Below are 18863 nucleotides of genomic sequence, written 5' to 3' on the forward strand. Positions count from 1 at the left end.
ATGAACCAAGAACAACTTTTTTGGCAACGATTTATTGAATTGGCAAAAGTAAATTTTAAGCCATCTATTTATGATTTTTATGTCGCTGATGCAAAATTACTCGGAATCAACCAGCAAGTTGCCAATATTTTCTTAAATCGTCCATTTAAAAAAGATTTCTGGGAAAAAAACTTCGAAGAGTTAATGATTGCCGCTAGTTTTGAAATCTACGGAGAGCCTCTTGCCATCCAATATCAATTTACAGAGGATGAACAGGAGATTAAGAACATTACAAACGCAAGAAGTTCAGTGGTTCACCAGGTACAGACACCTGAGCCGGCTACGCCTCAAGAAACTTTTAAACCGGTTCATTCTGACATAAAATCCCAGTACACCTTTGCTAATTTTGTACAAGGAGACAATAATCACTGGGCAAAGGCTGCAGCTTTAGCTGTATCTGATAACCTAGGTGAGCTCTACAATCCATTATTCATTTTTGGTGGTCCTGGTCTTGGAAAAACTCATATTTTAAATGCGATTGGAAATAAGGTTCTAGCCGATAATCCCCAGGCAAGGATAAAATATGTCTCATCGGAAACATTCATCAATGAATTTTTAGAACACCTCCGTCTCAATGATATGGAAAGTTTCAAAAAAACCTATCGCAATCTGGACTTACTTCTAATTGATGACATTCAGTCTCTCCGTAATAAAGCAACAACACAGGAAGAATTTTTCCATACTTTTAATGCGCTTCATGAAAAAAATAAGCAGATTGTACTCACAAGCGACCGTAATCCCGATCACTTAGACAATTTGGAAGAAAGACTAGTAACACGTTTCAAATGGGGGTTAACCAGTGAAATCACTCCACCTGATTTTGAAACACGTATCGCAATTTTACGTAACAAGTGCGAGAACCTTCCTTATAACTTTACAAATGAGACGCTATCCTATCTAGCTGGGCAATTTGATTCGAACGTACGTGACCTTGAAGGTGCCTTAAAAGATATCCATTTGATAGCCACTATGCGGCAACTATCTGAGATAAGTGTCGAGGTTGCTGCTGAGGCTATTCGATCAAGAAAACAAACAAATCCACAAAACATGGTTATTCCTATTGAGAAAATCCAAACCGAAGTGGGAAATTTCTATGGTGTCAGCTTGAAAGAATTAAAAGGTTCTAAGCGTGTTCAACATATCGTTCACGCGCGACAAGTTGCTATGTTTTTAGCACGTGAAATGACAGACAATTCTCTTCCAAAAATTGGGAAAGAATTTGGTAATCGAGACCATACAACCGTTATGCATGCATACAATAAAATAAAAACTCTCCTCTTGGATGATGAGAATTTAGAAATAGAGATTACCAGTATAAAAAATAAACTTCGTTAACCTGTGTATAACTTTTAAAAAAACTTCTGTTTTTTCCACAAGTTGTGAACAAGTTAATTTCCGCAGTTTTATTGGTCTTTCATCACTTTTCCACAGAATACACAGAGACTACTATTACTATTAACCTTATAGATAATAAATAAAGGAGCATCCATGATTCAATTTTCTATTAATAAAAATATATTTCTACAAGCACTTAGTATTACTAAACGGGCAATCAGTACAAAAAATGCTATTCCAATTCTTTCAACAGTAAAAATTACAGTAACTAGTGAAGGAATCACTTTAACTGGTTCAAATGGACAAATCTCGATTGAACATTTTATTTCTATTCAAGATGAAAATGCAGGACTTTTGATCAGTTCACCAGGCTCCATTCTCTTAGAAGCTGGTTTCTTTATTAATGTTGTATCCAGCATGCCGGATTTGGTCCTTGACTTCAATGAAATTGAACAAAAGCAAATCGTTTTGACAAGTGGTAAGTCTGAAATCACATTAAAGGGAAAAGAAGCAGAACAGTATCCTCGTTTACAGGAAGTTCCAACATCAAAACCATTGGTGTTAGAAACCAAAGTATTAAAACAAACAATTAATGAAACAGCATTTGCAGCTTCTACACAAGAAAGTCGTCCTATTCTTACAGGTGTTCATTTTGTTTTAACAGAAAATAAAAATCTAAAAACTGTTGCAACAGATTCACACCGTATGAGCCAACGGAAATTGGTCCTTGATACCTCTGGTGATGATTTTAATGTTGTTATTCCAAGTCGTTCTCTCCGTGAATTTACTGCAGTTTTTACAGATGATATTGAAACAGTAGAAGTCTTCTTTTCAAATAATCAAATCCTTTTTAGAAGCGAGCATATTAGCTTCTATACACGCTTGTTAGAAGGTACCTACCCTGATACCGACCGCTTAATTCCAACTGAGTTTAAAACAACTGCAATTTTTGATACTGCAAATCTTCGTCACTCAATGGAGCGTGCTCGTCTTCTTTCAAATGCAACCCAAAATGGTACAGTAAAACTAGAAATTGCTAATAATGTTGTATCTGCTCATGTAAATTCTCCAGAAGTTGGACGTGTGAATGAGGAATTAGATACTGTAGAAGTATCAGGTGAAGACTTAGTAATCAGCTTTAACCCAACTTACTTGATAGAAGCATTGAAAGCCACAACTAGTGAACAAGTGAAAATTAGCTTTATCTCTTCTGTCCGTCCATTTACATTGATTCCCAATAATGAAGGGGAAGATTTTATTCAATTGGTTACACCAGTTCGTACCAACTAAATAATATTAAGAACGGCTAAACTAGCCGTTTTTATGTTATACTAAAAAATAGCACCTAGCTTATTTTTATATATTTAGTGATGGGGAATAAATGACGTTATATATATTAGCTAATCCTAATGCTGGTAGCCATACTGCTGAACATATCATATTCAAAATAAAAGAAAGTTATCCACAGCTTGCAGTTAACATTTTTATGACAGTTGGGCCTGAGGATGAAAAAAATCAAATAGAGGCTATTTTAAAGGAGTTTGTCAGTAGTGAGGACCAATTAATGATTTTAGGCGGAGACGGCACCCTATCTAAAGCCTTGCGTTTTTGGCCAGCTGGTCTACCGTTTGCTTATTATCCAACAGGATCTGGAAATGATTTTGCAAAAGCAATGAATATAACATCGCTCTATAGAAGTGTAGATGCCATTTTAGAGGGAAAAACAAGTCGGATATATGTTTTAAACAGTTCACACGGAACGGTTGTAAACAGTATGGATTTTGGCTTTGCAGCTCAAGTTATCAATGGTTCAACGAATTCAATTTTGAAAAAAATTCTGAACAAGGTAAAACTTGGGAAGTTAACTTATCTATTCTTTGGTATTAAAACATTATTTTCAAAACAAGCTATAAACTTAGAATTAACTCTTGATGGAAAATCTTATCAGTTAGGTAATCTCTTTTTTATTTCTGTAGCAAATAGTCTTTATTTTGGTGGAGGAATCATGATATGGCCAACAGCAAGTGCTAAAAAGAAGGAAGTAGATATTGTTTATTTCAAAAATGGAAATTTCTACCAACATCTACAATCATTGTTAGCCTTATTAACGAAGAGGCATGAATCTTCTCATACAATTCAGCATTTAACAGGGCTAGATGTAGTTTTAAAATCAAAAGAAAAATTATTATTGCAAATAGATGGAGAGATATGCACTGCAAATGAGGTAACGTTAACCTATCAGGAAAGAAGTATGTATCTTTAAGGAGGAAGTATGTATCAATTAGGATCCTTTGTCGAAATGAAAAAGCCTCATGCCTGTGTCATCAAATCGACCGGCAAGAAGGCCAATAAATGGGAAGTCATCCGTCTAGGAGCGGATATCAAAATCCGTTGTACCAACTGTGACCATGTAGTCATGATGAGCCGGCATGATTTTGAACGAAAAATGCAACAAGTGCTGCCTAGTGAAACCTAGTTGACAGTTTGCAACTGCTGGTTGCGAATATTTCCTAAAAAGTGCTAGTCAACTGTTCCTTTCTAAACTATAATAGACTTATAAAAAAGAGGAGGAAATGATCATGAATCAGTTAGCACAGCAAATTCGAGTTTTAAGAACAGCCAATAACCTATCCCAAGATGAGTTGGCAGAGAAACTCTATATTTCCCGTCAGGCTGTTTCCAAGTGGGAAAATGGTGAAGCAACGCCAGATATCGACAAACTGGTCCAGCTGGCAGAAATATTTGGTGTCAGTCTGGATTATCTGGTTTTAGAAAAAGAACCTGAGAAGGAAATTGTGGTGGAACAACGAGGAAAAATGAATGTTTGGGAATACTTGAACGAAGAATCCAAACGACCTCTTACAAGAGGAGATTTTGTCTTTCTCATTCTTTTTTTCATTGTCTTCTTATGTGCAATGTTTATTAAGCATTATTTTTAACGAAGCTTGCCAAACAGCAAGCTTTTTCTCTACTTTTCTGCTATAATAGTCATGATTGAATTTTTAATTGGAGAGTAAAAAACATGGCTTTAACAGCAGGAATCGTAGGTTTGCCAAACGTTGGTAAATCAACCCTATTTAACGCGATTACAAAGGCAGGAGCAGAGGCTGCCAACTACCCTTTCGCGACCATTGATCCAAACGTCGGTATGGTAGAAGTGCCCGATGAGCGTTTGCAGAAGTTGACAGAACTCATCACTCCTAAAAAGACAGTGCCAACCACTTTTGAATTTACTGATATTGCTGGTATCGTAAAAGGTGCCTCTAAAGGTGAAGGGCTTGGAAATAAATTCTTGGCCAATATCCGCGAAGTTGACGCCATTGTCCATGTGGTGCGTGCCTTTGACGATGAAAATGTTATGCGTGAACAAGGCCGTGAAGATGCCTTTGTGGACCCTATCGCAGATATTGATACTATTAACCTAGAATTGATTTTGGCGGACCTAGAGAGCATCAACAAGCGTTATGCGCGTGTAGAAAAAATGGCCCGTACGCAAAAAGACAAGGATTCTGTCGCAGAATTTGCAGTCCTTGAAAAAATCAAACCAGTCCTAGAAGACGGAAAATCTGCTCGTACAGTTGACTTCACAGATGAAGAACAAAAAATTGTTAAGCAACTCTTCCTCTTGACCACCAAGCCAGTCCTCTATGTTGCTAACGTCGATGAAGACAAGGTAGCAGATCCTGAGTCTATCAGCTATGTGCAGCAAATCCGTGACTTTGCAGCAACAGAAAATGCAGAAGTAGTGGTGATTTCTGCGCGTGCTGAAGAAGAAATTTCAGAACTCGATGATGAAGACAAGGGTGAGTTTTTGGAAGCCCTCGGCTTGACAGAATCTGGTGTGGACAAATTAACACGTGCAGCCTATCACTTGCTTGGTCTAGGCACCTACTTTACAGCAGGAGAGAAGGAAGTTCGTGCTTGGACCTTCAAACGTGGTATGAAAGCTCCTCAATGTGCTGGCATCATCCACTCAGACTTCGAAAAAGGCTTTATCCGTGCCGTAACCATGTCCTATGATGATTTGATTCAATATGGCTCTGAGAAAGCTGTTAAGGAAGCAGGACGCCTCCGTGAAGAAGGAAAAGAATATGTCGTTCAAGATGGGGACATCATGGAGTTCCGCTTCAATGTTTAAAGGAGATATATGATGTCTGAATTTACACCATTTTTCTTGACGGAACACGGCGGCTCTACTTCGCTTTGTCTGGAGGTTGGTAGTTATTTACAGGATTTGTTTGATAGCAGAGCTGATGAGGGTTTTGAAGGAAATGGCTATGATTGGGAAAGCCTAGCTCGTGTTTTTCTAGAAGAAAAAAGACCAGACTTATCTGAGGAGATTGACTTTGATTCCGAGGGAAGTATGTTCTGTGCTTACTCAACGAATTCAGCTGTTTTGAAAGAATTTGCCTTAACATTCAAACAAGCGTGTGATAACTCAGAGTTAATTGCGGACCTTTTCAGTAGGGCAGAATTAGACTAACAAAGTGGTTGGAAAGTTATTTTCCAGCCTTTTGGTATTTAAGGAGAAAAAATGACACGATTGATTATAGGCCTAGGAAATCCTGGGGATCGCTATTTTGAAACCAAGCACAATGTCGGCTTTATGTTGCTAGATAAGATTGCCAAGCGCGAAAATGTGACTTTTAGTCATGATAAGATTTTCCAAGCGGATATTGCCACAACCTTTATTGACGGTGAGAAAATCTATCTAGTAAAGCCAACCACCTTTATGAATGAATCAGGTAAGGCTGTCCATGCCCTGATGACCTATTATGGTCTAGATGAGACAGATATTTTGGTGGCTTACGATGACTTGGACATGGCTGTTGGGAAAATCCGTTTCCGTCAAAAAGGCTCCGCAGGTGGCCACAATGGGATTAAATCCATTGTTAAGCATATTGGCACACAAGAATTTGACCGTATCAAGATTGGTATTGGCCGTCCAAAAGGAAAGATGAGCGTTGTCAATCACGTCTTATCTGGATTTGATACAGAAGACCGTATTGAAATCGACTTAGCACTAGATAAACTTGACAAGGCTGTCAACTTTTATCTGGAAGAGGACGATTTTGATAGCATCATGAGAAAGTTTAACGGATAATGAATATACTAGATCTTCTTCACAAAAATAAGCAAATCAATCAGTGGCAGTCTGGCTTAAACAAGTCAGCTCGCCAACTATTATTGGGACTCACTGGAACCAGTAAGTCATTAGTCATGGCGACTGCCTATGATTGTTTGGCTGAAAAGATTATGATTGTGACTGCTACTCAAAATGATGCTGAGAAATTAGTTGCAGATTTAACAGCCATCGTTGGAAGTGAGAATGTTTACAACTTTTTTACAGATGATAGTCCTATTGCCGAGTTTGTTTTTGCATCAAAAGAACGGACTCAATCAAGGATTGACAGTTTAAATTTCTTGACAGATTCCAGTTCAGGAATTTTAGTTGCAAGTATGGCTGCTTGTCGGGTCTTATTGCCAAGTCCTGAAGCTTATAAAGGTTCTAAAATAAAGCTTGGAGTTGGTCAAGAAATAGAAGTTGACAATCTTGTAAAGAAACTTGTCAATACAGGCTACAAAAAGGTGTCCAGAGTTTTAACTCAGGGAGAATTTAGCCAACGAGGGGATATTCTAGATATTTTTGATATGCAAGCGGCATCTCCCTGCCGTTTAGAATTCTTTGGAGATGAAATTGATGGCATCCGTATTTTTGATGTAGATAGTCAAAAGTCTTTAGAGAATCTCGAACAAATCAGTTTGTCACCAGCATCAGATATTATTTTATCGTCTACTGACTATGAGCGGGCTAGTCAGAAAATCCAAATCTCTATTGACCAATCTAGAAGTGGGGAGCAGCAGTCTTATTTACGAGAAGTCGTGGCAGATATGCAAACGGAATATCGTCATCCCGATTTACGAAAATTTCTATCATTTTTATATGAACAATCTTGGACATTGTTGGATTATTTGCCAAAGGGTTCTCCCTTATTTTTAGATGATTTTCATAAAATTGCTGACAAGCAGGCTCAATTTGAAAAAGAATCAGCAGAGTTATTGACAGATGATTTACAAAAGGGAAAATCAGTGTCAAGTTTGCACTATTTTGCATCTACCTATTCGGAGTTAAGAAAATACAAACCTGCCACTTTCTTTTCAAGTTTTCAAAAAGGTTTAGGTAATGTAAAGTTTGATGCTCTCTATCAATTCACACAGTATCCTATGCAGGAATTTTTCCACCAGATTCCACTGCTAAAAGATGAATTGACTCGGTATGCGAAGTCAAACAATACCGTTGTTATTCAAGCGAGTTCTGATGTAAGTTTACAGACTTTACAGAAAACTTTACAAGAGTATGATATCCATCTTCCAGTACATGCAGCAGATAAGTTAGTAGAAGGTCAGCAACAGGTTACGATTGGTCAGTTAGCTTCAGGTTTTCATTTGATGGATGAGAAACTAGTTTTCATCACTGAAAAAGAGATTTTCAATAAGAAAATGAAGCGTAAGACACGTAGAACCAATATTTCTAACGCTGAACGTATTAAGGACTATAGTGAATTAGCAGTTGGTGACTATGTCGTTCACCATGTTCATGGTATCGGTCAATACTTAGGAATTGAGACTATTGAAATTTCAGGCATTCATCGTGATTATTTAACGGTTCAATATCAAAACTCTGATCGCATTTCTATTCCTGTAGAACAAATTGATCTTCTCTCCAAATACTTAGCGTCTGATGGGAAAGCTCCAAAAGTTAATAAACTAAACGATGGTCGGTTCCAACGAACCAAGCAAAAAGTTCAGAAGCAAGTGGAGGATATTGCAGATGATTTGATTAAGCTTTATGCGGAGCGTAGTCAACTGAAAGGCTTTGCCTTTTCACCAGATGATGAGAATCAGGTTGAGTTTGACAACTACTTTACACATGTGGAAACCGACGACCAACTTCGTTCCATTGATGAAATCAAACAAGATATGGAAAAGGACTCTCCAATGGATCGTTTGCTGGTAGGGGATGTCGGCTTTGGTAAGACAGAGGTAGCTATGCGCGCTGCTTTCAAAGCTGTCAATGATGGCAAGCAAGTAGCTATTCTTGTTCCTACGACTGTTTTAGCCCAGCAACACTACGCTAATTTCCAAGAACGGTTTGCAGAATTTCCTGTTAATGTTGATGTTATGAGTCGTTTTAAAACAAAGGCAGAGCAGGAAAAAACACTTGAGAAGTTGAAAAAAGGCCAAGTTGACATCTTGATTGGTACCCATCGCCTCCTATCAAAAGATGTTGTTTTTGCTGATTTAGGTTTACTGGTTATTGACGAAGAGCAACGGTTTGGTGTCAAGCATAAGGAACGCTTGAAGGAACTGAAAAAGAAAATAGATGTCCTAACCCTAACTGCAACTCCAATTCCTCGGACATTGCAAATGTCCATGTTGGGAATCCGTGACTTATCAGTAATTGAGACTCCACCGACAAATCGCTATCCTGTACAAACTTATGTGATGGAAACAAATCCTTCCGTTATTCGAGATGCAATGCTTCGTGAGATAGATCGCGGAGGTCAGGTTTACTATCTTTACAATAAAGTTGACACTATTGAACAGAAAGTGTCTGAATTAAAAGACTTGGTTCCAGAAGCTACTATAGGATACGTCCATGGACAAATGTCGGAAATCCAATTAGAAAATACTCTCTATGCCTTTGTAGAGGGTGAGTATGATATTCTAGTGACCACAACAATCATCGAAACAGGTGTTGATATTCCAAATGCTAATACACTGTTTATTGAAAATGCCGATCATATGGGGCTGTCAACTCTCTATCAACTTCGAGGACGTGTTGGCCGTTCCAGTCGGATTGCCTATGCCTATCTCATGTACCGTCCAGACAAGTCCCTGACAGAAGTAGCTGAAAAACGTTTAGAGGCAATCAAGGGCTTTACAGAACTAGGATCAGGTTTCAAGATTGCTATGCAAGATTTGTCTATCCGTGGAGCTGGAAATATTTTAGGCGCTGCCCAGTCAGGATTTATTGATTCTGTAGGGTATGAATTGTATTCACAATTGCTAGAACAAGCCATTTTAGAAAAACAAGGCAAGGCGTCTCAGCGTCAGAAAAGCAACACTGAGGTCAACCTACAGATTGACGCCTATCTACCAAGTGACTATATTGCTGATCAGCGACAAAAAATTGAAATTTACAAGCGTATAAAGAATATTGACAGTCGTGTCAACTATCAAGAATTACAAGAAGAATTGATAGACCGTTTTGGAGAGTATCCTGATGTAGTAGCCTACTTACTGGAAATCGGTCTATTGAAGTCATTTTTAGACCAAGTTTTCTGTCATACAGTTCTTAGACGACAACATCAAGTGACAGTAACATTCGAACCTATGGCTGGTCAAATTTTCCTAACGCAAGATTACTTTGAAGCTTTATCTGTGACAAATTTGAAAGCTCAGATAACGGAAAATAAAGGAAAACTAGCTGTTGTGTTTAACATTCAACAGAAAAAAGAATATGAAATATTAGAGGAATTGATTTCTTTTGCCGAAAAATTAAAAGAAATTAAAGCAAGGAAGGCAGAATAAATTTCTCAAATACCTTGAAAAATGGTAAAATAGTGAACTGAGGTAAAGTATGAGACTAGATAAATATTTGAAAGTATCCCGCATTATCAAGCGTCGAACAGTTGCAAAGGAAGTTGCCGATAAAGGACGAATAAAAGTCAATGGGATTTTGGCAAAATCTTCAACAGATTTAAAAGTAAATGATCAGGTTGAAATCCAATTTGGTAATAAACTACTCACTGTAAAAGTACTTGAGATGAAAGATTCGACTAAAAAAGAAGACGCATTGAAAATGTATGAAATTATCAGTGAAAAAAGGATAGAAAAAGATGAAGAAATCTAAAATTCTACAACTGAATAATGCCTTTATTCAGTCGGAGCGTAAAAAAACTCAGCATCAATTGGCAGAACGCCAACAAAAAAATCGTTTTATGGGTGCAATTCTCATTCTAGTTATCTTTCTTTTTATGTTGCCTGCCTACAATCTTGTTGGGACTTACACTAATATTCAGCAGCAGGAAAAGAAACTTGCTGAATTGGAAAAAAATTACGAAGAACTGACCAAAGAACAGAAGCAGGAAGCAGAGATGGTTGCAAAATTGAAAAATGAGGAATATGCAGCAAAGTATGTTCGGGCTAAGTATCAATACTCTAAAGAAGGGGAATTTGTCTACAATATTCCAGGGTTACCAAAATGACCGAATCTATTTTTAAAATTGTAGAGCAATTTTTACAGCATTCTGATGAAAAATTAGAAGAGTTGAATCAAAAGAATAGAGAATTAAAGTTAGAAGAAAATGAATCGTAGAAAGGAGGGAGTATGCAGAAAAAACTGCTCGTATGGTTATTACCAGTTTTATTTGGATGGCAGGTGGTCGATAGTACAGAAATACCATTTGAACTCACAGCGCAAGAAGAATACGAATTGACTCATACTATCTATGATCAGTATTTTCAAACTATCCCTCAAAACCCAAATGTTTTTCAAACTGAGAATCTTTATTCGGATGAAGAACTGACTGTAGCAGGTGGACAATTACAGCCGAACCAACATTTTTCTATTACGGATGCTCTAGTCAATAGTAAAAAAGAATTGGTTTTCCAAATAGATGACAAGGGGTACATTCTTGCAAGTAGGCATCTACTATTTGATGATGTAATTGTTACAGAAACTACTGTTGAGCAAACTTATTGGACAAAAAAAGGTTTCACATTGTTAACCTCACCAATTGCTAACGAAGCTACGGAAATAAAAAATGATTTACAACCCTATCAAGCTGTTATGGTTTCTAAAATCGTAACAACTTCCCTAGGTGAGTTTGCCTATGTTACAGATAAAGGTTGGATTGCAGTAAATAATCTTTCTAAAACGGATAATAGAGTAGAAGCTGTTCAAGAGTTGTTGACTAACAAATATTCCAAAGATACTATTGGTATATATGTGAAACAATTGTCAACAGGTCAAACTGCAGGTGTAAATCAAGAGAAACTATTCTATTCTGCCAGCATTGCTAAACTACCAATTCTTTATTACGTTCAAGAGCAACTGAATGCTGGGTATATTGATTTGACTACTAAAGTGAAATATACAGCCGAATCTATGTCCTTCCCAGGAGCTTATGTTGCTGGAGGAAGTGGTTCACTGTCAAAAACTCCTGACAACAAAGATTATTCAGTGGAAGAATTGATCAATAAGACTGCTAAAGAGTCAGATAATGTAGCTAGTAATTTACTTTCTTATTATGTAGCTAATAAATTCGATTCCAATTTTTATCAAGTAATAACTGCTAAAACAGGTAGTGAGTGGAGTATGGTTACACGTGAAACTTCAGCTGAGATCGCAGGGAAAATGATGGAAGCTTTATATATTCAAAATGGCTATGTGCTAGAAAGTTTGTTATCTACTCAATTTGATAATCAACGTATTTCGAAAGACATCTCAGTTCCAGTTGCTCATAAAATTGGCGATGCAGATGATGTCAAACACGATGTAGCGATTGTTTACGCAGGGTCTCCTTTTGTTTTATCTATTTTTACAGATAAATCAAATTATGATGAGATTACACAAATTGCAAATGATATTTACGGGATTTTAAAGTAAATGAAAGATAGATTTTTAAAAGTGACACAGGATGGTCACTTTTTTGATAAACATAAGAAAGTACTAGTAGCCGTATCCGGTGGGGTAGATTCTATGAACCTATTCCATCTTTTATACGAATGCAAACAAGTGTTAGGGATTGAACTTGGAATTGCCCATATTAATCATGGACAGAGGGAAGAATCTGTCATTGAGGAAAAATATCTTAAACAGTTAGCAGAAGAAAGTAATGTTCCCTTTTATCTGTCCCATTTTGAAGGTGATTTTTCAGAAGAAGCGGCACGAAAATGGCGTTATGGATTTTTTGCTACAATCATGGAGAAGGAAGGCTACACTGCACTAGTGACAGCACATCATGCAGATGATCAAGCAGAAACTGTCTTTATGCGATTGATTAGAGGAGGGCGTTTACGTCACTTATCAGCAATTCAACCGACTCAGCCTTTTGCAACAGGAGAACTTATTCGACCACTTTTATCTTTTAAAAAGGCAGATTTTGATAAGCTATTTCATTTTGAAGATTGCAGTAATGCAGATTTCAAATATTTTCGAAATAGAGTCAGAAATGACTATTTACCAAAGTTAAAACAGGAAAATCCTAAAATCGAACTTGCTCTCAATAATCTTGCAGTTGATACAAATAATCTATTTCAAGCGCTAAGAGATTTGACACAGGATTTATCCGTTACAGATGTGATGAGTTTTCAACAACAGACACCTGCGGTACAAAGTTATCTATTAGAGGAATATTTGGAAAAATTTCCTGATTTACAGCTCTCTCGTCCACAATTTAATGAAGTATTACACATCTTGCGTTCAAAAGCTAACTACTATCATTTATTGAAAAATGATTACATGTTAGAGAAGGATTATCATCGTTTTCAAATTTATAAAATAGGACCAGAGACGGATAGTCAACCAGAAAAAATCATGATAAAATCAGAGGGTATTTTTTCTTACGGTTCATATATTTTTTCTCTCAATCATCCTTTGGAAGAAGCGGATAGTATTTTATATTTTCCTACAGAAAATCCAATTGTAGTGAGGAGAAGGCAGGCTGGGGATACCATTTTAATAAACGGAGTAAATAAAAAACTGCGCCGTTGGTTTATTGATAATAAAATCTCACAGAAAGTTCGACAAAATGCGCTTATTATCGAGCAGAATGGAGAAATTTATGGAATTACGAATCTTGTTAGCAGTGATTTGAGTAAATCAGTAAAAAATGATATAATCAAAGCTACCTTATATATAAAAATGAAAGAGTAGAACAACTATGTTGGACAAAGATATTAAGAAAATTCTTGTTTCAGAAGAAGAAATCGTTGCAAAATGCAAAGAACTCGGTCAAATTCTAGCAACAGACTATGCAGATAAGAATCCTATTCTTGTAGGAATTTTAAAAGGTTCTATCCCATTTATGGCAGAATTAATGAAACATATTGATGCCCATGTAGAAACGGATTATATGGTTGTTTCTAGCTACCATGGCGGAACGGAGAGTAGCGGTACCGTTAAGATTATCAAGGATTTGGACAATAGTGTTGCAGGTCGACATATCATCTTCGTAGAGGATATTATTGACACTGGTCGCACATTAAAAGAATTGAAAGAACTCTTTGCTTTGCGTCAGGCAGCTTCTATTAAAATTGCCACTCTTCTTGATAAACCAGAAGGTCGTGTTGTTGAAATCGAGCCAGACTACACTTGCTTTACTATTCCAAATGAATTTGTAGTTGGATTTGGCTTAGATTATGATGAAAATTATCGTAATCTTCCTTATGTTGGTGTACTCAAAGAGGAAGTTTACACAAAATAGAAAAAGGTTTCCTACTATATTATGAACAATCAACCAAATAAAGGATTTATAAAAAATCCTTTTCTCATTATTCTCGTTATTGCCACTATTGTTACAGCCTTTCAATTTTTTAACGCTGGTCAGCAAGTAGCAACTCAAGAAATCAGTTATTCACAAGTAGTGACTGAATTGAAAAATAATAATGTATCTGAAATTACTTATCAACCAAATTCAAGTGTTATTGAAATTACTGGTAAGTACAAAACAGAACAGGAAGCTAAAGATGAGTTAGCTTCATCTATTAAGTTATTCCAAGTTTCTAGCAAAGTTAAGTATAAAAACTTTAAGTCACTAATTTTACCGTCAGAAACGAATTTGTCAGAGCTACAAGCTCTTGCAAATGAAAATGGAGTAAAGGTTACTATTAAACCTGAAAGTTCAAATGGACTTTGGTTAAATATCATCTTTAATTTGTTACCGCTTGTTATCGTTGGTGTATTCTTCATGATGATGATGAACCAGGGCGGTGGCGGAGCTCGAGGAGCAATGAACTTTGGACGAAACAAAGCAAAAGCTCTTGAGCAAAGTAATATCAAAGTTCGTTTCTCAGATGTCGCGGGTGCAGAGGAAGAAAAACAAGAATTAGTTGAAGTTGTTGAATTTTTGAAGGATCCAAAACGCTTTACTAAACTTGGAGCACGTATTCCAGCAGGTGTGCTACTAGAGGGTCCTCCAGGAACAGGTAAAACCTTGCTTGCCAAAGCAGTAGCGGGTGAAGCGGGTGTGCCATTCTTCTCCATTTCTGGTTCAGATTTTGTTGAAATGTTTGTTGGTGTCGGTGCCAGCCGTGTTCGTTCATTATTTGAAGATGCAAAAAAAGCAGCACCAGCCATTATTTTTATCGATGAAATCGATGCTGTCGGTCGCCAACGTGGTGTCGGCATGGGTGGCGGTAACGATGAACGTGAACAAACCCTCAACCAACTCTTAATTGAAATGGATGGTTTTGAAGGGAACGAAGGGATCATTGTCATTGCCGCAACCAACCGTAGTGATGTTTTAGATCCTGCCCTTCTTCGTCCAGGTCGTTTTGACCGTAAAGTATTGGTTGGTCGTCCGGATGTTAAAGGACGTGAAGCAATCCTTAAAGTTCATGCGAAGAATAAACCACTAGCAGCAGATGTAGATTTGAAATTAGTAGCACAACAAACACCAGGATTTGTTGGTGCAGATTTAGAGAATGTTCTTAACGAAGCAGCCCTTGTAGCAGCACGTCGAAACAAGACTGTCATTGATGCTTCAGATATTGACGAAGCAGAAGATCGTGTTATTGCAGGGCCATCTAAGAAAGACCGTCAAGTTTCAGCCAAAGAACGCGAAATCGTTGCCTACCATGAAGCAGGTCATACAATTGTTGGTCTCGTACTATCAAATGCACGTGAAGTTCACAAAGTAACAATTGTTCCCCGCGGTCGCGCAGGTGGATACATGATTGCCCTCCCTAAAGAAGATCAAATGCTTCTATCTAAAGAAGATATGAAGGAGCAATTGGCTGGTCTTATGGGTGGTCGTGTTGCAGAAGAAATTATTTTCAATACCCAAACAACCGGTGCCTCAAATGACTTTGAACAAGCTACACAGATGGCGCGTGCTATGGTTGCAGAATATGGTATGAGTGAAAAAATGGGACCAATGCAGTATGAAGGCAGTCATGCAATGTTTGGTGGACAAACAACTCAAAAACATATTTCTGAGCAAACTGCATATGAGTTAGATAATGAAGTAAGAGATTTGCTAAATGAGGCTCGAAATAAAGCTGCAGATATTATTCAATCAAACCGTGATACACACAAACTGATTGCAGAAGCACTTCTCAAATATGAAACTCTTGATAGTGTTCAAATTAAATCTCTGTATGAAACAGGCAAAATGCCAGAGAATATTGAACACGATGACGAAGATGTTCATCCCCTTTCTTATGAAGAAGTAAAAGAGAAAATTAATACGAAAGAGTAGCATAAAAATAGTCTGGGCAAGACATTCCATAACGGATCTGCCCTCACTCTTAACCACTAAAATAACCACCAAGCCTTCGCTAAGTACATAATTTTGGCGAAGGCTTTTTTACAGGCTACACATCAGAAACAGGGTATTTACAAGAAAAACGAATCAATAGTTATTTATTTCAATCTTAGAACTATACCAAATAACTCCCTTCTGAAGCAGAATGCAATGTTTGCCATAGAGTATCAATAGCAAATGTACTTTAAAAAAGAAAAATCAAATAAAGTATGCTAGACAAAAATGTCCTGTAGAAAGACAGCACTTTTCGATAAACTTAAACCATCAACAAAAGGAGATTAAGAAATGGAATTCGAAAAAGTGTACGCAAGCGTCAAAGGTATTGTAAACAAGGCTCGAAAAGAGTTTTACATTAAACTATGGGATCGAGATGATTGGGAACAAGAAGGAATGATGACCTTATTTGAATTGTTGGAAGATCAACCGTGGCTAGTTGATGAACAAGTTCAATTATATTGTTATTTCAAAGTCAAGTTCAGAAATCGAATCAAGGATCGTATCCGCAAACAGGAAAGTCAAAAACGCAAGTTTGACCGTATGCCACATGAAGATATTCACGAATTATCTCACGCAATACAATCACCGGGATTGATAAACGATGAACTATTAATGTTGAGAGGTGCCTTGAGAGATTATCGAAAAAATCTGAGCAATGATCAGCTTGATAAATACGAAAAATTAATTAGCGGACAATGTTTTAATGGTCGCCGTGAAATGATACGTGATCTACAAATTCATTTGAAAGACTTTCGCTAAAGCTAGTCGCTAACATTATGTTAATCAAATCAAGAAATTGGGCAGAAGCATCATAAAAAGTTCTGTTCAGTTTCTTTTTATCTAGGTTATAGCAAAGAGAAGAAGGAATAGGAGAGGAGTGACTAAATGTGATACTCAGCCAATAGTAACTTAAGTGCCTGATTGACTGATTTAGCGGTATTATTTGGAATTAACCTTATGCTTTAGTATCTACATAGAACTTCCAGTGTAAAAAATATCAAAAAACCGGTTGACAACGTGTATAAGTCGTGATAGAATAATTGAGTTGTCTCTTGAGGGGCTAGTCAATAGCGGAATGAAAAAAGTTTCGAAAAAGTGTTGACAAGTCCATCAGAAGATGATAGAATAATTGAGTTGTCTCTTGAGGAACTGGTTAACAGCGAAACGAAAAAAAGTTTCAAAAAAGTGTTGACAAAGTTTCTAAGAAATGATAAACTTAGATAGTTGTCGCGAGAGCGCGACAACGAACAAGACCTTTGAAAATTAAAGAAGACGAACCAAACGTGCAGGGTGATTTATCTAAGGATAAATCGTCAATGACAAAACAAAACAATAAAACGGAAAGCTAGTGATAGCTTGAGTTTGAATCAAAACTTTTTATGAGAGTTTGATCCTGGCTCAGGACGAACGCTGGCGGCGTGCCTAATACATGCAAGTAGAACGCTGAGGTCTGGTGCTTGCACTAGACGGATGAGTTGCGAACGGGTGAGTAACGCGTAGGTAACCTGCCTCATAGCGGGGGATAACTATTGGAAACGATAGCTAATACCGCATAACAGTATTTACCGCATGGTAGATGCTTGAAAGGAGCAATTGCTTCACTATGAGATGGACCTGCGTTGTATTAGCTAGTTGGTGAGGTAACGGCTCACCAAGGCATCGATACATAGCCGACCTGAGAGGGTGATCGGCCACACTGGGACTGAGACACGGCCCAGACTCCTACGGGAGGCAGCAGTAGGGAATCTTCGGCAATGGGGGCAACCCTGACCGAGCAACGCCGCGTGAGTGAAGAAGGTTTTCGGATCGTAAAGCTCTGTTGTAAGAGAAGAACGTGTGTGAGAGTGGAAAGTTCACACAGTGACGGTATCTTACCAGAAAGGGACGGCTAACTACGTGCCAGCAGCCGCGGTAATACGTAGGTCCCGAGCGTTGTCCGGATTTATTGGGCGTAAAGCGAGCGCAGGCGGTTTGATAAGTCTGAAGTAAAAGGCTGTGGCTTAACCATAGTACGCTTTGGAAACTGTCAAACTTGAGTGCAGAAGGGGAGAGTGGAATTCCATGTGTAGCGGTGAAATGCGTAGATATATGGAGGAACACCGGTGGCGAAAGCGGCTCTCTGGTCTGTAACTGACGCTGAGGCTCGAAAGCGTGGGGAGCGAACAGGATTAGATACCCTGGTAGTCCACGCCGTAAACGATGAGTGCTAGGTGTTGGGTCCTTTCCGGGACTCAGTGCCGCAGCTAACGCATTAAGCACTCCGCCTGGGGAGTACGACCGCAAGGTTGAAACTCAAAGGAATTGACGGGGGCCCGCACAAGCGGTGGAGCATGTGGTTTAATTCGAAGCAACGCGAAGAACCTTACCAGGTCTTGACATCCCAGTGACCGTCCTAGAGATAGGATTTTTCTTCGGAACACTGGTGACAGGTGGTGCATGGTTGTCGTCAGCTCGTGTCGTGAGATGTTGGGTTAAGTCCCGCAACGAGCGCAACCCCTATTGTTAGTTGCCATCATTCAGTTGGGCACTCTAGCGAGACTGCCGGTAATAAACCGGAGGAAGGTGGGGATGACGTCAAATCATCATGCCCCTTATGACCTGGGCTACACACGTGCTACAATGGCTGGTACAACGAGTCGCAAGTCGGTGACGGCAAGCTAATCTCTTAAAGCCAGTCTCAGTTCGGATTGTAGGCTGCAACTCGCCTACATGAAGTCGGAATCGCTAGTAATCGCGGATCAGCACGCCGCGGTGAATACGTTCCCGGGCCTTGTACACACCGCCCGTCACACCACGAGAGTTTGTAACACCCGAAATCGGTGAGGTAACCTTTTAGGAGCCAGCCGCCTAAGGTGGGATAGATGATTGGGGTGAAGTCGTAACAAGGTAGCCGTATCGGAAGGTGCGGCTGGATCACCTCCTTTCTAAGGAAATGGA

The 18863-nt window shown here is 38.3% G+C and carries 17 protein-coding genes and 1 rRNA gene; all 18 read left to right on the plus strand.

Going from position 1 to position 18863, the window contains the following annotated elements; translation table 11 throughout:
- The coding region (gene dnaA, locus GPW69_RS00005) for a chromosomal replication initiator protein DnaA (protein WP_024384308.1) at nucleotides 1-1374 on the plus strand (1374 nt) is incomplete at its 5' end.
- A 153-nt stretch (nucleotides 1375-1527) separates the two neighbouring features.
- Nucleotides 1528-2664 carry a DNA polymerase III subunit beta gene (dnaN, locus tag GPW69_RS00010; protein WP_004194538.1) on the plus strand — a complete coding sequence of 379 codons (1137 nt, stop codon included), beginning with the start codon at nucleotides 1528-1530 and terminating at the stop codon, nucleotides 2662-2664.
- A 91-nt stretch (nucleotides 2665-2755) separates the two neighbouring features.
- Nucleotides 2756-3637 carry a diacylglycerol/lipid kinase family protein gene (locus GPW69_RS00015; RefSeq protein ID WP_074391313.1) on the plus strand — a complete coding sequence of 294 codons (882 nt, stop codon included), beginning with the start codon at nucleotides 2756-2758 and terminating at the stop codon, nucleotides 3635-3637.
- A gap of 9 nt (nucleotides 3638-3646) precedes the next feature.
- Complete coding sequence (locus GPW69_RS00020) at nucleotides 3647-3850, plus strand: DUF951 domain-containing protein (RefSeq protein ID WP_029171245.1); 204 nt, start codon at nucleotides 3647-3649, stop codon at nucleotides 3848-3850.
- Nucleotides 3851-3953: 103 nt separating this feature from the next.
- Nucleotides 3954-4313 carry a helix-turn-helix domain-containing protein gene (locus GPW69_RS00025; RefSeq protein WP_074391322.1) on the plus strand — a complete coding sequence of 120 codons (360 nt, stop codon included), beginning with the start codon at nucleotides 3954-3956 and terminating at the stop codon, nucleotides 4311-4313.
- A gap of 83 nt (nucleotides 4314-4396) precedes the next feature.
- A complete protein-coding gene (ychF, locus tag GPW69_RS00030; RefSeq protein ID WP_014637241.1) occupies nucleotides 4397-5512 on the plus strand; it encodes a redox-regulated ATPase YchF in 1116 nt (371 codons plus the stop codon).
- Nucleotides 5513-5524: 12 nt separating this feature from the next.
- Complete coding sequence (locus tag GPW69_RS00035) at nucleotides 5525-5857, plus strand: immunity 51 family protein (RefSeq protein ID WP_228477898.1); 333 nt, start codon at nucleotides 5525-5527, stop codon at nucleotides 5855-5857.
- A gap of 51 nt (nucleotides 5858-5908) precedes the next feature.
- Nucleotides 5909-6478: an aminoacyl-tRNA hydrolase gene (gene pth / locus GPW69_RS00040; RefSeq protein ID WP_024384311.1), complete on the plus strand. Its 570-nt coding sequence runs from the start codon at nucleotides 5909-5911 to the stop codon at nucleotides 6476-6478.
- Nucleotides 6478-9969, plus strand: coding sequence for a transcription-repair coupling factor (mfd, locus tag GPW69_RS00045; protein WP_074391314.1), 3492 nt, complete (start codon nucleotides 6478-6480; stop codon nucleotides 9967-9969). The genes pth and mfd overlap by 1 nt, the downstream gene beginning before the upstream one ends.
- A 49-nt stretch (nucleotides 9970-10018) precedes the next feature.
- Nucleotides 10019-10291 (plus strand): RNA-binding S4 domain-containing protein, encoded by a 273-nt coding sequence (locus tag GPW69_RS00050; protein WP_004194330.1) that lies wholly within the window; start codon nucleotides 10019-10021, stop codon nucleotides 10289-10291.
- Nucleotides 10278-10646: an FtsB family cell division protein gene (locus GPW69_RS00055; RefSeq protein ID WP_004194327.1), complete on the plus strand. Its 369-nt coding sequence runs from the start codon at nucleotides 10278-10280 to the stop codon at nucleotides 10644-10646. The genes GPW69_RS00050 and GPW69_RS00055 overlap by 14 nt, the downstream gene beginning before the upstream one ends.
- A complete protein-coding gene (locus GPW69_RS10760; protein ID WP_004194325.1) occupies nucleotides 10643-10756 on the plus strand; it encodes an SP_0009 family protein in 114 nt (37 codons plus the stop codon). The genes GPW69_RS00055 and GPW69_RS10760 overlap by 4 nt, the downstream gene beginning before the upstream one ends.
- A gap of 12 nt (nucleotides 10757-10768) precedes the next feature.
- Entirely contained in the window at nucleotides 10769-12049 is a 1281-nt protein-coding gene (locus GPW69_RS00065; RefSeq protein ID WP_074391315.1) for a serine hydrolase, read from the plus strand.
- The gene (gene tilS / locus GPW69_RS00070) at nucleotides 12050-13318 is read left to right on the plus strand and encodes a tRNA lysidine(34) synthetase TilS (protein WP_074391316.1); all 1269 of its coding nucleotides are present in this window, start codon (nucleotides 12050-12052) and stop codon (nucleotides 13316-13318) included.
- Between the two features lie 7 nt (nucleotides 13319-13325).
- Entirely contained in the window at nucleotides 13326-13868 is a 543-nt protein-coding gene (gene hpt, locus GPW69_RS00075; protein ID WP_014735203.1) for a hypoxanthine phosphoribosyltransferase, read from the plus strand.
- Nucleotides 13869-13889: 21 nt separating this feature from the next.
- The gene (ftsH, locus tag GPW69_RS00080) at nucleotides 13890-15863 is read left to right on the plus strand and encodes an ATP-dependent zinc metalloprotease FtsH (protein WP_074391317.1); all 1974 of its coding nucleotides are present in this window, start codon (nucleotides 13890-13892) and stop codon (nucleotides 15861-15863) included.
- 351 nt (nucleotides 15864-16214) lie between these two features.
- Nucleotides 16215-16685, plus strand: a complete 471-nt coding sequence (locus GPW69_RS00085) for a sigma-70 RNA polymerase sigma factor region 4 domain-containing protein (protein ID WP_024393242.1) — start codon at nucleotides 16215-16217, stop codon at nucleotides 16683-16685.
- A 616-nt stretch (nucleotides 16686-17301) separates the two neighbouring features.
- Nucleotides 17302-18850: ribosomal RNA gene (locus tag GPW69_RS00090) — 16S ribosomal RNA — on the plus strand.
- Nucleotides 18851-18863 lie beyond the last annotated feature (13 nt).

Source organism: Streptococcus suis, from assembly GCF_902702775.1.
Classification (GTDB): domain Bacteria; phylum Bacillota; class Bacilli; order Lactobacillales; family Streptococcaceae; genus Streptococcus; species Streptococcus hashimotonensis.